At 67.7% G+C, this 13,454-nt stretch carries 11 protein-coding genes; 6 read left to right on the forward strand and 5 right to left on the reverse strand.

What is annotated here, in order from left to right; all coding sequences use genetic code 11:
- Nucleotides 1-111: 111 nt before the first annotated feature.
- The gene (locus CAL25_RS22905; protein WP_094804366.1) at nucleotides 112-342 is read left to right on the forward strand and encodes an Arm DNA-binding domain-containing protein; all 231 of its coding nucleotides are present in this window, start codon (nucleotides 112-114) and stop codon (nucleotides 340-342) included.
- Between the two features lie 281 nt (nucleotides 343-623).
- Here CAL25_RS22905 and CAL25_RS22910 read toward each other — a convergent pair whose 3' ends face one another.
- The 5 genes from CAL25_RS22910 to CAL25_RS22930 form a co-directional block, all read right to left on the reverse strand.
- The gene (locus tag CAL25_RS22910) at nucleotides 624-1,103 is read right to left on the reverse strand and encodes a YbjN domain-containing protein (RefSeq protein ID WP_094804368.1); all 480 of its coding nucleotides are present in this window, start codon (nucleotides 1,101-1,103) and stop codon (nucleotides 624-626) included.
- A gap of 231 nt (nucleotides 1,104-1,334) precedes the next feature.
- Complete coding sequence (gene kch, locus CAL25_RS22915) at nucleotides 1,335-2,618, reverse strand: voltage-gated potassium channel protein (RefSeq protein ID WP_094804370.1); 1,284 nt, start codon at nucleotides 2,616-2,618, stop codon at nucleotides 1,335-1,337.
- A 63-nt stretch (nucleotides 2,619-2,681) separates the two neighbouring features.
- Complete coding sequence (locus tag CAL25_RS22920; RefSeq protein WP_094804372.1) at nucleotides 2,682-3,449, reverse strand: phytanoyl-CoA dioxygenase family protein; 768 nt, start codon at nucleotides 3,447-3,449, stop codon at nucleotides 2,682-2,684.
- A 136-nt stretch (nucleotides 3,450-3,585) separates the two neighbouring features.
- On the reverse strand, nucleotides 3,586-4,710 hold the full coding sequence (locus tag CAL25_RS22925) for an AI-2E family transporter (protein ID WP_094804373.1): 1,125 nt from the start codon (nucleotides 4,708-4,710) through the stop codon (nucleotides 3,586-3,588).
- Between the two features lie 113 nt (nucleotides 4,711-4,823).
- On the reverse strand, nucleotides 4,824-5,852 hold the full coding sequence (locus tag CAL25_RS22930; protein ID WP_094804375.1) for a LysR family transcriptional regulator: 1,029 nt from the start codon (nucleotides 5,850-5,852) through the stop codon (nucleotides 4,824-4,826).
- A 236-nt stretch (nucleotides 5,853-6,088) separates the two neighbouring features.
- Between CAL25_RS22930 and CAL25_RS22935 the strand changes: the two genes are divergently transcribed.
- The 5 genes from CAL25_RS22935 (at nucleotide 6,089) to CAL25_RS22955 (ending at nucleotide 13,398) form a co-directional block, all read left to right on the forward strand.
- Complete coding sequence (locus CAL25_RS22935; RefSeq protein ID WP_094804377.1) at nucleotides 6,089-7,282, forward strand: efflux RND transporter periplasmic adaptor subunit; 1,194 nt, start codon at nucleotides 6,089-6,091, stop codon at nucleotides 7,280-7,282.
- Between the two features lie 33 nt (nucleotides 7,283-7,315).
- Nucleotides 7,316-10,510 carry an efflux RND transporter permease subunit gene (locus CAL25_RS22940; protein ID WP_094804379.1) on the forward strand — a complete coding sequence of 1,065 codons (3,195 nt, stop codon included), beginning with the start codon at nucleotides 7,316-7,318 and terminating at the stop codon, nucleotides 10,508-10,510.
- Between the two features lie 16 nt (nucleotides 10,511-10,526).
- Nucleotides 10,527-12,104 carry an efflux transporter outer membrane subunit gene (locus tag CAL25_RS22945; protein WP_094804381.1) on the forward strand — a complete coding sequence of 526 codons (1,578 nt, stop codon included), beginning with the start codon at nucleotides 10,527-10,529 and terminating at the stop codon, nucleotides 12,102-12,104.
- 135 nt (nucleotides 12,105-12,239) lie between these two features.
- On the forward strand, nucleotides 12,240-12,773 hold the full coding sequence (thpR, locus tag CAL25_RS22950) for an RNA 2',3'-cyclic phosphodiesterase (RefSeq protein ID WP_094804383.1): 534 nt from the start codon (nucleotides 12,240-12,242) through the stop codon (nucleotides 12,771-12,773).
- A 64-nt stretch (nucleotides 12,774-12,837) separates the two neighbouring features.
- On the forward strand, nucleotides 12,838-13,398 hold the full coding sequence (locus tag CAL25_RS22955) for a 5'-3'-deoxyribonucleotidase (RefSeq protein ID WP_094804385.1): 561 nt from the start codon (nucleotides 12,838-12,840) through the stop codon (nucleotides 13,396-13,398).
- The last annotated feature ends 56 nt before the right edge of the window (nucleotides 13,399-13,454 follow it).

Genomic DNA, 13,454 nt, shown 5'->3' on the forward strand with positions numbered 1-13,454 from the left:
GCGTAGCCAGCCGGCGTGACACCGGGGCATCAAGTTGTAAGGGAAGGCAAAGACCGAGGGGTCGGCGGCGGGATATAGTGAGAGCCCGCAGGGACATCGAGACGAAACGCAATGAGTACTGGCTTCGAGGGCGTGCGGCCCGCATCCGAATCATCGATCGAGATCGGTTTCGTCTACCGTGGCGAACACTGCATCGAACGGCTGCGGATCAGGCCCACCGCGGCAAATCTGAAGCGGGCGGCGCAGCAGCGTGCCGACATTCTCGCGTCGATCGCGCGCGGCGACTTCGACTACGCGGCGCATTTTCCGAACTCGCGCCGCAAGGCCTCGCCGCCGGGCTGAGGCCGATCGCCGAGGCCCGATCGAGGCGGAAATCGCGCCCGCGGGCCCGGCAAGCAAATGCTACAAGGTACGACTCGAGACCGCGAAATTGCGCACTTTTTGCTCAGCCGGACGGATTCCCAGCGGTAAATCGGGGATCCGAGCGGCTTGGGAACAGGCGCAAACAGGATCGACGCCGTGTAAATCTGACCCAGGGCAGGGCCCCGGATCGCCGCGGCCATGCCGCGCGTGGCGAACGAACGCGGCCGCATCGGGCCGCGCCCGCCCCCAGACCTTACCGATCAGGCGTTCACCGCCTCGCCATTCGCCAGCGGGGCGGCCGTCGCGCCCGCGCCTTCGGCTTGCTGCATGAACTGGCGCAGGAACAGCACCAGCTCCTGCAGCAGGCGGTCCCACAGCTCGGTATTGGCGCGCAGATGATTTTCGGTGACGCCACCCGCCAGGATCACATCCATCTCGAGCACGAGGAAATTGCCCTGCACGCTCAGGCGGGCGAAGCGCTTGCCCGCATTCCAGCTATCCGCGAGACCCGCCGGCAGATCGCCCTGCACGCGCAGCGCGCAGCTGAAGGTGTAGTCGACGAATTCACCCTGGGTCTGGGCCGGATTGCCGAAGCGCAGCGAGAAACCGATGCCCTGCGAGGCACTCAGCAGTTGGGACAGACCGTTCTGTTCGGACACGGTGACGCGATAGCCCTGCTCTTGCAGAAGGGCCTGCACGCGGGGCAAGGTGACGGCTTGGATGATGGTGGCTTCGGTCATGTATTTCCCGTGGAAGAGTGGATCGGCGCTCAGGCGTTGGACGGGTATGACGGCCTGGCGGCAGGTGCCGAACCGTTTCCCGCCGCATAGCTTATCGCCCATTCGCCGTGCCCGCTCGGCCTATATACGGCCGATCTCTGCCCTATAGCGTCCTGCTGCGCCCCGTCCGCGGCTCGACCTGCCTCTGTCGGAAGCACCCCCGCGCGCCCAGCCGGCCGGAATCCGCGCCGTTCAGGTCTGCGGCGCCGCATCCTGCGACGCCGTCTGCGCGAAGAACAGGTCCGTCACGAGCCGATGGTCGATGGGCTCGCCGGTGAGCGTGCGCGCCAGCAGCTCGCTGCCGAGCAACTGCAGCGAGAACACCATGTCGGGTTGCACGCGGCGCATCTTCTGCAGATGCTTGCTGGCGCTGACCATCGCCACCGTCTTGGTGTCCGGGCCGGCCACTTCCTTGGCGGCCAGCACGATGAAGGCGTTGTCGGCATCGTCGTCGCGCAGCGCGAGAATGAAGCGCGCACGCGCGGCGCCGGCAGTGGCCAGGACCGTCGCGCTGGAAGGATCGTCGATGATGAGGTCGGCATCCGCCGGAAATTCATGCGGCACGCCGGGCGGCACGATCACCGTCACCGGGAAATCGCGGCCGCGCATGCCCTGATACACGCTTTGTGCCAGCGGCGTGGCACCGGCGATGATCACATGGTTCTTGCGCATGGCGTGTGAAATCCGGCCTCGGACCAATCGTTTGAGACTGCCCCCGATGATGGGGCCGATCACCGCGCTGACCGCGGTGGCGAACACCGTGATGCCCAGGATGATGATGGACACCGTGAAAAAGCGCGCCGCGGTCGAGTGCGGCACGATGTCGCCATAGCCGACCGTGGCCATGGTCACCACCGCAAAATAGAGGGCTTGCGGCAGATCGGTCAAGGCGGGCACGAACTCCGCGCCGAGATACAACGCCCCGAACACCGCGTAGAGCAGTAGCGACCCCACGCTGACCAGCGCGAAGAGACTGCCCGCCGCCAGGCTGGCGCGGTCGAACTGGCGCCAGGACGCGCACAGCAGCACGACCACCAGCAGCGTGTAGCTCAACAGCGCGGCGCGATGCAGGCCGGCGGCGCCCAGATACACGAACAGCGCCACGGTGAGCAGCAGCGCGAGCGAGAATGCCCACGCGACCCGCGCCCGCAGCAGCAACCCTACCGCCATCAGCAGCACGCCCGCGCCCAACACCAGGCGGGGCAACTCGAGGACCCCGATGGCGTCGATGGTGTCGCGCCAGGTGTCCAGCGCCGCCCAGACGCTAGCCTCGCCGGAGCCGGCGCGGCGCAGCAGCGGCGCCACGAACAGCGCGCCGTTGATCGCGACCAGCAGCGCCACGACAGCATGGGCGCCCGCCGCGAGACGGGCGCGCCAGCCGGCCGGCGCCGCTGGCGCGGACGATGAAGCCCCGGTGAGGGGCGGTGCGGCGGACGGTGCGGCGGGCGGCACCGCGGGAGGTACGGCGGGGTTCATGCGACGCTCCTCTCGAAACCGCGGCGCGTCCGGACACGCCGGACCATGACCTGGCGCAACCGCTCAGCGCAGCGGCACACCCGGCGCGCTGGCCGAACGGGTGCCCGGCAAGGGATGGATATGCTCGGGATGATACGTGTGGACCAGCGACATCTTGACGCTGCCGGTGGCGTTCTGCTGCGCCGCGTGCAGCGTGCGGCAATGAAAGAACACCACGTCGCCCGGCGCCAGCTCGGGGCAGACCGCGCGCGCGATCCACTCCTGGTTGGCAGGCAGATCGGCACGGAAGAACTTGTGTTCGTCGAAGCACTCGGGGCCGAACGCCGCGCGATGCGAACCCGGGATGAAGTACAGCGCGCCGTTGTCGGCGAACTCGCGGCCCAGCGCCAGCCAACAGGACACGAGATCGGTGTCGGAAAACGACCAGTAGCGGATGTCCTGGTGCCAGCCGGTCAGGCTGCCGAAGGCGGGGTGCTTGGTCATCACGCAGTTGTGATGCACCGTCGAGAGCACCGGCGTGTCGCCTTCGTAGTAGTTGCGCAGCAAGGCGGCGATGCGGGGATCCGTGGCCCAGGCCTGGAACATCGGGCCGCGGCCGTAGGCGTTGAGCAGCCGGCGTACCGTGAGGCCGCCTTCGGATTCGCGCGAGGTCGGCGCGCCCGGGTATTGCAGGTCGGCTTCGTATTCGATGGGGGCCACCGCGTGTTCGAGGTCGTGCTGCGCGGCGGCGAGCAGATCGAGGCGTTGCGGGGGAGACGCAAAGTTGCGCACGATCACGAAACCCTGCTCACGCAAGGTGGCGACCAGCTCGGCAACCGAAGGCGCAGACATCTTATTCCTCTCTACGGGCAAAGGTGGCGGCGCGCAACGCCGCGCGGCCACGGCGTCATCGGCCGGCGGGTCACAGTGCGGTACCCCGGCGCGAGGACGCACTAGCATACTCCTTTGACGGGAAGATGCGCCGCGCTCAGCGGTGCGTGTCGGCCTCGGCGGCAGCGAGCTCGCGCGTGCGTTCGTCGGGCAGACGATCGTGGTCGCGCTGGGTCTCGACGTTATGTACCCACTCGCGCCAGATCGCCACCAGCAGCGCCATCAGCACCGGACCCACGAAGAGCCCCACGATGCCCATGGTCTTGACGCCGCCGACCAGGCCGAAGAAGGTCGGCAGGAACGGCAGCTTGACCGGCCCGCCCACCAGGCGCGGACGCAGGGTCTTGTCGACGATGAAGAGTTCGATCGTGCCCCACAGAAACAGGCCGATGCCCTCGACCACCTGATTGGAGCCCACGAGATACAGCGACACCAGCGTGAACGAGAGCGGCGCGCCGCCCGGGATCAGCGCCATGAAGCCGGTGATCGCGCCCAGCAGCACCGGCGACGGCACGCCCACCACCCAATAGGCCAGACCCAGCACGACGCCTTCGCCCAACGCGATCAAGGTCATGCCCGTCACGGTGGAGCTGACCGTGGCCGGCACCACGCGCGAGAAACGCTGCCAGCGCGCGGGCAGGATGCGTTCGCCCAGGATGTCGAGCTGGCCCACCATGCGGTTGCCGTCTTTGTAGACGAAGAACAGCGTGATCAGCATGAAGAGCACGGTCAGCAGGAGCTGGAACACATTGCCCGTGGCCGACAGCACCATGCGGTAGATGTTGCCCAGATGCTGGCCGGAGACCATCTCGACCAGGGCGCCCAGCGCGTGGGGCTCGCCCAGATACGTCTGCCAATAGATGGAGAGGCGCTCGCCCACCACGGGCAGCGAGCTGATCCAGAGCGGTACCGCTACGCCATGCTTGTTGGCGGCCAGCGCCCAGCCGACGAAATTGCTCGCTTCCTGGATGGCGTACGACAGCGCGAACGACAGCGGCACGATCAGCACGAGGATCACCGTCAGCAGCGCCAGCGTGGCCGCCATGATGTTGCGGCCGCCACAGAAATTCAGGAGTCGCCGATAGAGCGGCCAGGTGGCCAGCCCGATGATGAGCGCCGCGAGCGCCGGCACCAGAAAGCCCGACAGGAAATAAATACCTGCCAACAGCACCAGGAGCAACAGCCAGCGGGCAATCAGGAATGCGGGTAGTACAGGCTGCATGGGCGGGGCGGCTCACTCGAAAGTCGGTGGGAACTCCCGCAATATACCCACTTTTGCAGACAGGTTTTCCGCCCCTCGCATGAATGGGGCGGCGTGGCGCCGCCCCTTGCCGCTTACATCACGAACTCGGGTGCTTCCAGGGGCACCCGGTGACGCGTGGCCTGGGCCGCCTCGGGCGAGAGCTCGGGCTGCTGCACGGCCATGCCGCAGGCGCCGTAATCGGCGTCGTTTTCGTCGCGGCCGCTCAAGAGCGGGCAGCGCGCGAACAGCTCGGCCACCCAGTCGGAAAACACGCGCACCTTGGGCGACAGCTGGCGGCTCTGCAGATACAGCAGCGAAATCGGCACCGGCGAGGGCTTCCATTGCGGCAGCACCTCGACCAGCTCGCCCGATTGCAGATGCGGCAGCGCAATGTAGCGCGCGGTCTGGATCAGGCCGAAGCCCTGCACGCCGCACGCGACGTGCGCGCTCAGGTCGTTGACCGACACGATGCCCGGCACGTCGACCGTCTGCTCCTTGCCGTCGACCACGAAGTCCCAGCTGCAGTTGCGGCCGCCCGTCCCGAAGTAATGCACGGCGTAATGGCGCTCGAGGTCGGCCAGCGTGTGCGGCACGCCTTCACGCTCGAGATAGGAAGGCGCGGCGCAGGTCAGGGTCTGGAAGGTGCCGATGCGGCGCGCGACCAGGCTGGAATCCTCCAGCGGCCCCGAACGGATCACGCAGTCGACCGCCTCCTGCACCAGATCGACGCGGCGTTCGCCCATGCCGATCACCAGCTCCACGTCGGGGTAGCGCTGGTGGAACTCGCAGAGCGCGGGAATCAGCACCAGGCGCCCGATACAAGCCGGCACGTCGATGCGCAGACGCCCCTGCGGGCGCAACGCGGCGTCCTGGAAGCAGGCTTCGGTCTCCTCGACCTCGGCCAGGATGCGGGTGGAATGTTTGTAGTAGGCCGCGCCATCGGGCGTGAGGCTGATACGGCGGGTGGTGCGGTTGAGCAGACGCACGCCCAGGTGCCGTTCCAGGTTCTGGATGATGGTGGTCACCGTGGTGCGCGGCAGCGCCAGGATGTCGGCGGCCCGGGTGAAGCTATTGGCTTCGACCACCCGCACAAACACCTGCATGGCTTGAAATCGGTCCATGGTCCTGTGTCCTGAATGACAGACGTGTGCGCAGCATAACCCGGAATCGGTCCGAATTGTACGGCTGGAACGAACAGTATTGCCGAAATAGGATTGTTTATTCTAACCGTCAAAAGGCACAGAATTCGGCCATCTGTATCGGCCAGACCGGATTTTCACCCCCCGCCTTGCGCACCCTCCCCGCGCAGACAGCCGGCCTCTCCCCGATCCCCCCTATCTGCATCCAAGGAAGAACCATGACGGTTTCGCGCCATCGTATCGCCGTATTGTCGCTCGCCGCCGCCCTCGTCGCCGGCGCCGGCTTTTATCTGTGGAACCCCGGCCCGCACGGCGGCGCCACCGCCCAGGCCCAGGGCGCGCCCAGCGCGCCGCCGGTCGACGTGGCCCCCGCCTTCACGCGCTCCATCGTCGACTGGCAGCGCTATTCCGGCCGCCTCGAGGCGATCGACCGGGTCGATATCCGCCCTCTCGTCTCCGGCACGCTCACGCAGGTCCATTTCAAGGACGGCCAGCTGGTCAAAAAGGGTGACGTATTGTTCACGATCGACCCGCGTCCGTACGCCGCCGAGGTCGACCGCGCCCAGGCCGCGCTGGCCGCCGCCCGCGCCCGCGTCTCGTACACCGCCTCCGACCTGGCCCGCGGTCAGCGTCTGATCACCGAAAACGCCATCGCCAAGCGCGACCTCGAAGAAAAACAGAATGCCGCGCGCGAAGCCGCCGCCAATCTGCAGGGCGCGCAGGCCGCGCTCGAGTCGGCCAAGCTCAATCTGGGCTACACGCGCATCGAGGCACCGGTCGACGGCCGCGTCTCGCGCGCCGAGGTCACGGTGGGCAACGTGGTCAACGCGGGCGCCCAGTCGGTGGCGCTGACCACCCTGGTGTCGGTGGCCGAGATGTACGCCTCGTTCGACGTGGACGAACAAACCTTCCTCAAGTACGTGAACCCGGCTCGCGCCGCGGGCACCGACGTGCCGGTGCAACTCGGCCTGGCCAACGAAGACGCGTACTCCCGTGAGGGCCGCGTGCAATCGATCGACAACCGCCTGGATACCACCTCGGGCACGATCCGCGTGCGTGCGGTGTTCGCCAACACCGATGGCAGCCTGCTGCCCGGCCTCTATGCCCGCGTGCGGCTGGGCGGGGGTGCACCGCGCGACGCCGTCCTGGTCGACGAGCGTGCGGTCGGCACGGACCAGAACAAGCGTTACGTGCTGGTCGTGGACGACAAGAACCAGGCGGCCTACCGCGAAGTGACGCTGGGCGCGAATGTCGGCCCGCTGCGCGTCGTCGAAAAGGGCCTCGAGGCGGGCGAACGCATCGTGGTCAATGGTCTGCAGCGCGTGCGCCCTGGCGAGCAGGTCTCGCCCAACCTGGTGTCGATGGATACCGCGCCCGCGGCCGTCAAGACCGCGCAGGCCACGCTGCAATAAGAAAAAGCGGACGTACTTCCGTACGGAACAACAATGAACATCTCCAAATTCTTCATCGACCGCCCCATTTTCGCGGGCGTGTTATCGGTGCTGGTCTTGCTGGGCGGGCTCCTGGCCATGTTCCAGCTTCCCATCTCCGAATACCCCGAGGTGGTGCCGCCATCGGTGGTGGTGCGGGCTCAGTATCCCGGCGCCAACCCCAAGGTGATCGCCGAAACCGTGGCCTCGCCGCTCGAAGAGGCGATCAACGGCGTCGAGGACATGCTGTACATGCAGTCGCAGGCCAATAGCGACGGCAACCTCACGCTCACGATCAACTTCAAGCTCGGGATCGACCCCGACAAGGCGCAGCAGCTGGTGCAGAACCGCGTGTCGCAGGCGTTACCGCGCCTGCCGCCCGACGTGCAGCGCCTGGGCGTCACGACCGCCAAGAGCTCGCCCACGCTGACCCTCGTGGTGCATCTGATCTCGCCCAACGATCGCTACGACATCACCTATCTGCGCAACTATTCCATCATCAACGTGAAGGATCGCCTCGCACGCATCAACGGCGTGGGCGAGGTCACGGTGTGGGGCGCCGGTAACTACTCGATGCGCGTATGGCTCGATCCGCAGAAGATCGCGCAGCGCGGCATGACCGCGACCGAAGTGGTCAATGCGATCCGCGAACAGAACGTGCAGGTCGCGGCCGGCGTGATCGGCGCCTCGCCCACGGTGGGCGACGTGCCGCTGCAGCTCAACGTGAATGCGCGCGGCCGCCTGCAGACCGAAGAAGAGTTTCGCGACATCATCCTGAAGACCTCGCCCGACGGCGGCGTGACGCATCTGTCGGACGTGGCCCGCGTGGAGCTCGACGCCCAGGAGTACGGGCTGCGTTCGCTGCTCGACAACAAGCCGGCGGTGGGCATGGGCATCATGCAGTCGCCCGGCTCGAACGCGCTCGACGTGGCGACGCAGGTGCGCGCCGCGATGCAGGAGCTGTCGCAGGACTTCCCGCCCGGCGTGGAATACCGCATCGAATACGACCCGACCCAGTTCGTGAAGTCCAGTATCGAGGCCGTGGTGCACACGCTGCTGGAAGCCATCGCGCTCGTCGTGCTGGTCGTGATTCTGTTCCTGCAGACCTGGCGCGCGTCGATCATTCCGCTGCTCGCGGTGCCGGTGTCCATCATCGGGACCTTCGCGTTCCTGCTGATGTTCGGCTATTCCATCAACGCGCTGTCGCTGTTCGGCATGGTGCTGGCCATCGGCATCGTGGTGGACGATGCGATCGTGGTGGTGGAAAACGTCGAACGCAATATCGCGGCCGGCCTCAGTCCCCGCGACGCCACCTATCGCGCCATGCGCGAGGTGAGCGGCCCCATCATCGCGATTGCGCTCACGCTGTGCGCGGTGTTCGTGCCGCTGGCCTTCATGACCGGCCTGTCGGGCCAGTTCTACAAGCAGTTCGCCATGACCATCGCCATTTCGACGGTGATCTCGGCCTTCAACTCGCTCACGCTCTCGCCCGCGCTGTCGGCACTGCTGCTCAAGGGCCACGGCGAGAAGCCCGACTGGCTGACGCGTGGCATGAACAAAGTGTTCGGCCGCTTCTTTGCCTGGTTCAACCGGATGTTCTCGCGCGGTTCCGACCGCTACGCCACCGGCGTGACGGGCGTGATCCGCCGCAAGAGCTCGGCCATGCTGGTCTACGCCGTGCTGCTGGGCGCGACCGTGGGCATCTCGTATCTGGTGCCCGGCGGCTTCGTGCCCGCGCAGGACAAGCAATACCTGATCGGCTTTGCGCAACTGCCCAACGGCGCCTCGCTCGACCGTACCGAGTCGGTGATCCGCCGCATGTCGGAAATCGCGCTGAACGAGCCCGGCGTGCAGAGCGCCATCGCCTTCCCCGGCCTGTCGATCAACGGCTTCACCAATAGCTCGAGCGCCGGCATCGTGTTCGTCACGCTCAAGCCCTTCGGCGAACGCAAGGATGCGGCCCTGTCGGGCGACGCCATCGCGGCGAGCCTGAATCAGAAGTTCGGCAGCATCAAGGACTCGTTCGTGGCCGTGTTCCCGCCCCCGCCGGTGCTGGGGCTGGGCACGCTCGGCGGCTTCAAGCTGCAGATCGAGGATCGGGCCGCGCTCGGTTACGAAGCGCTGGACCAGGCCACCCAGGCCTTCCTCGCCAAGGCCGCGCAGACGCCCGAACTCGGCCCGGGCTTCTCGAACTTCCAGATCAACGTGCCGCAGCTCGACGTGGATCTCGACCGCGTCAAGGCCAAGCAGCTCGGCGTGCCGGTGACCGAAGTCTTCGACACCATGCAGATTTATCTGGGCTCGATGTATGTGAACGACTTCAATCGCTTCGGCCGCGTGTTCCAGGTGCGTGCCCAGGCCGATGCGCAGTTCCGTTCGCATCCCGAAGACATCCTGCAACTCAAGACGCGCAACGCAGCCGGCGAGATGGTGCCGCTGTCGTCGCTGGTCAAGGTCAACCAGACCTTCGGGCCCGAGCAGGTGGTGCGCTACAACGGCTATACGGCCGCCGACATCAACGGCGGACCCGCGCCCGGCTATTCCACCAACCAGGCTCAGGCAGCCGCCGAACGCGTGGCCGCCGAAACGCTGCCGCGTGGCATGAAGTTCGAGTGGACCGACCTGACCTACCAGCAGATCCTGGCCGGTAACGCCGGTGTGTGGGTGTTCCCGATCAGCGTGCTGCTCGTGTTCCTGGTGCTGGCCGCGCTGTACGAAAGCCTGACGCTGCCGCTGGCCGTGATCCTGATCGTGCCCATGAGCGTGCTCGCCGCGCTGGCCGGGGTGTACCTGACCGGCAACGACAACAACATCTTCACGCAGATCGGCCTGATGGTGCTGGTGGGGCTATCCGCGAAGAACGCGATCCTGATCGTGGAGTTCGCCCGCGAGCTCGAAATGCAGGGCGCCACGCCGCGCGAGGCCGCCATCGAGGCCAGCCGCCTGCGCCTGCGCCCCATCCTGATGACGTCCATCGCGTTCATCATGGGTGTGGTGCCGCTGGTGCTCGCCACCGGCGCCGGCGCCGAGATGCGCTACGCCATGGGTGTGGCCGTGTTCTTCGGCATGCTGGGCGTGACGCTGTTCGGCCTGTTCCTGACGCCGGTGTTCTACGTGGTGCTGCGCAACCTGAGCAAGCGCAAGCTGCATTCGGCCTCGCAACACGAGGGTCCGCTGCACGTGTCCCACGAACCCGGCCACAGCCATTGATTCCCGGAGTCTGACCATGAAACAACGCTATGTGCGTGGCTCCGCCCTCTTGTTCTCCCTGCTGGTTCTGGCGGGGTGCGCGGTAGGACCGGACTACGAAAAACCCGCGGTGGCCACGCCCGCCGCGTACAAAGAAGCGGGCGTCACCACGCCCGCCAACCTGCCCGCCCACGAAGCCGGCACCTGGAAGGCGGCCACGCCGTCCGAGGATGCGCTGCGCGGCGAATGGTGGAAGATCTTCGGCGACCCCGCGCTCGATGCGCTGGAAGCCGAGGCGCTGCAGGCCAACCAGAATCTGCAGGCCGCCGTCGCGCGTCTGCAGCAGGCCCGCGCGCTGCAACGCGATGCGCGGTCCGACTATTTCCCGCGCGTGGATGCGGGCTTCGGCCCCACCCGCCAACGGCCCTCCCCGGCCTCGCAGGGCCTGGCCGATGACGCGCCGTCGTCGGCCAACACCCTCTGGCGCGGACAGGCGTCGGTGGCCTACGAGGCGGATCTGTTCGGGCGCGTGTCGCGCAATGTCGAGGCCGCTAGCGCCGACGCCCAGGCGAGCGAAGCGCTGTATCGCTCGGTGCTGCTCGCGCTGCAGGCCGACGTGGCCCAGGCCTACTTTCAGGTGCGCGAGTTCGACGCCGAATCCCGGCTGTTCCGCCAGACCGTGAGCCTGCGTGAAGAGAGCCTGCAACTGATTCAGCGCCGCTACGACGCGGGCGACATCAGCGAGCTCGACCTGGCGCGCGCCAAGTCCGAGCTCGCGTCCGCGCAATCGCAGTCGCTGGGCGTGGATCGCCAGCGCGCGGTGGCCGAGCACGCGCTGGCCGTACTGCTGGGCAAGACGCCCGCCGAGTTCACGATGCCGGCGCTGCCGCTCGCCCCGGTGCTGGTGCAGATCCCCGCGGGCCTGCCGTCCACCTTGCTCGAGCGCCGTCCCGACATCGCCGCGGCCGAACGCGCCATGGCCGCCGCCAACGCCCGCATCGGCGTGGCCAAGTCGGCGTTCTTCCCGCGGCTGGATATCACCGGCGCGTTTGGCTACGAGTCGTCGTCGCTGGGCAATCTGTTCGAGTGGTCGTCGCGCACCTTCCTGCTGGGCCCGCTGGTGGGCGCGGCGCTGTCGGTGCCGATCTTCGATGGCGGCCGACGTCAGGCCGGCGTGGACCGCGCCCGCGCGGTCTACGAGGAAGACGTGGCGCAGTATCGCCAGACCGTGCTCAACGCCTTCCGCGAAGTCGAAGACAACCTCGCCAACCTGCGCATCCTCGCGGACCAGACGCGTGTGCAGGACAGCGCGGTGGATTCGGCCGCGCGCGCCGCACGCATCTCGCGCACGCAGTATCGCGAGGGCTCGATCAGCTATCTCGACGTGATCGAGGCCGACCGCACGGTGCTCACGCAGCAACGCGTGTCGGTGCAGTTGAGCGGCGAACGCGCCCGTTCCGCGGTGGCGCTGGTACGCGCCCTGGGTGGCGGCTGGGACACGCCGCTGCCCGGCGCCACGCCGCAGGCCCGCACCGGCGACACGCCGGCCGACACCCCGGCCGCCCGGCAACCGCAGGCGCAAGTCGCCGGCGACACCCGCCTCGCGCGACGCTGAGTGCGGCCGGCAAGGCGCGGCTGGCTAGGCGCGGCCGGCGAGGCGGGGCCGCCGAGGCGCGGCCGGCGAGGCGGGGCCGCCGAGGCGCGGCCGGCGAGGCGGGGCCGCCGAGGTGGGCAGGTTCATAATGCTTGCATGAACCCGCCCGCCGCCCGTCTCTTCTTTGCCCTGTGGCCCGCCCCCGAGGTGGCGCAGGCACTGGATACCGGCTGGACCGCAGCGGCCCACGCCCACTGCGGTGGGCGCCGGATGCGGCCCGACACCCTGCATCTCACCCTTGCCTTCCTGGGCGCCGTCGAGCCGGCGCGCATCGCGCCGCTGGCTGCCCTCACCGGCGCCTTGCACGTGCCGCCGGGAGAGATTCAGCTGAGTCAGTACGGCCGCTTCGAACGCGCCTCCGTGGTGTGGGCCGGCCCCGACGCCGCCGATGGCGCGCTCAACAGCCTGCACGACAAGCTCTGGCAGGCGCTCGGCGACCTGGGCTGGCCGGTGCCGGCTCAGCCGTTTCGTCCGCACGTCACGCTGTTGCGAGACACGCGCGTAGCGCCCCCTTCGCCGCCCACCCCGCTCGTGTGGCGCTACGACCGCTGTGTGCTCGTGCGTTCCGAGCCGGGGGGTGGCGCGCGGTATCACGTGATCGCCCAGAGCGGGTCTGGCATCCCGGACTGAACCGCCGGCCGCGCGCCGCGCCCCGTGGCACAATCCTGGCACCTCCTCTTTCGCAGCGGCCGCCATGCTGATTCTGCTCGATCAAGACGGCGTCCTCGCCGATTTCGAACACGCGTTCATCGCCGCCTGGCGTGAACGCCACCCCGACATCCCGCCGATCGCGTTCGAAGACCGCAAGTCGTTCCATATCCTCGAAGACTACCCGCCCGAGCTGCGCGCCAAGGCCGAGGCGATCTACACCGCGCCCGGCTTCATCCGCAACCTGCCGCCCGTGCCCGGCGCCATCGAGGCCTGGCGCGATCTGAATGCGCTCGGGCTGCAGGTGGGCATCTGCTCGTCGCCGCTGCGCCAGTTCGAAAACTGCGTGGCCGAAAAGTATCTCTGGATCGAACGCCACCTGGGCCGCGCCGCCACCGAGCGGCTCATCCTCACGCGCGACAAGACGCTCGTGAACGCCGACCTGCTGATCGACGACCGGCCCGCCATCTCGGGGCTGGTGCGCCCCGCCTGGCGCCATATTCTGTACGACGCACCCTACAACCGCCACGTGACCGACCGCCCGCGCCTGAACTGGCAGAACTGGCGCAACGTGCTGGCGGGCGAACTCTACCGGGCCGACGCCTGACCCCTCTGCCGGCGGTCATGATTTAGGGCTATCCTGAACGACACGGCGGCGCCTCA

This window comes from Bordetella genomosp. 5 (genome assembly GCF_002261315.1).
In the GTDB taxonomy this organism is placed as follows: Bacteria; Pseudomonadota; Gammaproteobacteria; order Burkholderiales; family Burkholderiaceae_B; genus Bordetella.

Bases quoted from the DNA above. Each gene is read 5' to 3' on its own strand.
- CAL25_RS22905 (WP_094804366.1), top strand. From the start codon at position 112: ATGAGTACTGGCTTCGAGGGCGTGCGGCCCGCATCCGAATCATCGATC.
- CAL25_RS22910 (WP_094804368.1), bottom strand. From the start codon at position 1,103: ATGACCGAAGCCACCATCATCCAAGCCGTCACCTTGCCCCGCGTGCAG.
- kch (WP_094804370.1), bottom strand. From the start codon at position 2,618: ATGAACCCCGCCGTACCTCCCGCGGTGCCGCCCGCCGCACCGTCCGCC.
- CAL25_RS22920 (WP_094804372.1), bottom strand. From the start codon at position 3,449: ATGTCTGCGCCTTCGGTTGCCGAGCTGGTCGCCACCTTGCGTGAGCAG.
- CAL25_RS22925 (WP_094804373.1), bottom strand. From the start codon at position 4,710: ATGCAGCCTGTACTACCCGCATTCCTGATTGCCCGCTGGCTGTTGCTC.
- CAL25_RS22930 (WP_094804375.1), bottom strand. From the start codon at position 5,852: ATGGACCGATTTCAAGCCATGCAGGTGTTTGTGCGGGTGGTCGAAGCC.
- CAL25_RS22935 (WP_094804377.1), top strand. From the start codon at position 6,089: ATGACGGTTTCGCGCCATCGTATCGCCGTATTGTCGCTCGCCGCCGCC.
- CAL25_RS22940 (WP_094804379.1), top strand. From the start codon at position 7,316: ATGAACATCTCCAAATTCTTCATCGACCGCCCCATTTTCGCGGGCGTG.
- CAL25_RS22945 (WP_094804381.1), top strand. From the start codon at position 10,527: ATGAAACAACGCTATGTGCGTGGCTCCGCCCTCTTGTTCTCCCTGCTG.
- thpR (WP_094804383.1), top strand. From the start codon at position 12,240: ATGAACCCGCCCGCCGCCCGTCTCTTCTTTGCCCTGTGGCCCGCCCCC.
- CAL25_RS22955 (WP_094804385.1), top strand. From the start codon at position 12,838: ATGCTGATTCTGCTCGATCAAGACGGCGTCCTCGCCGATTTCGAACAC.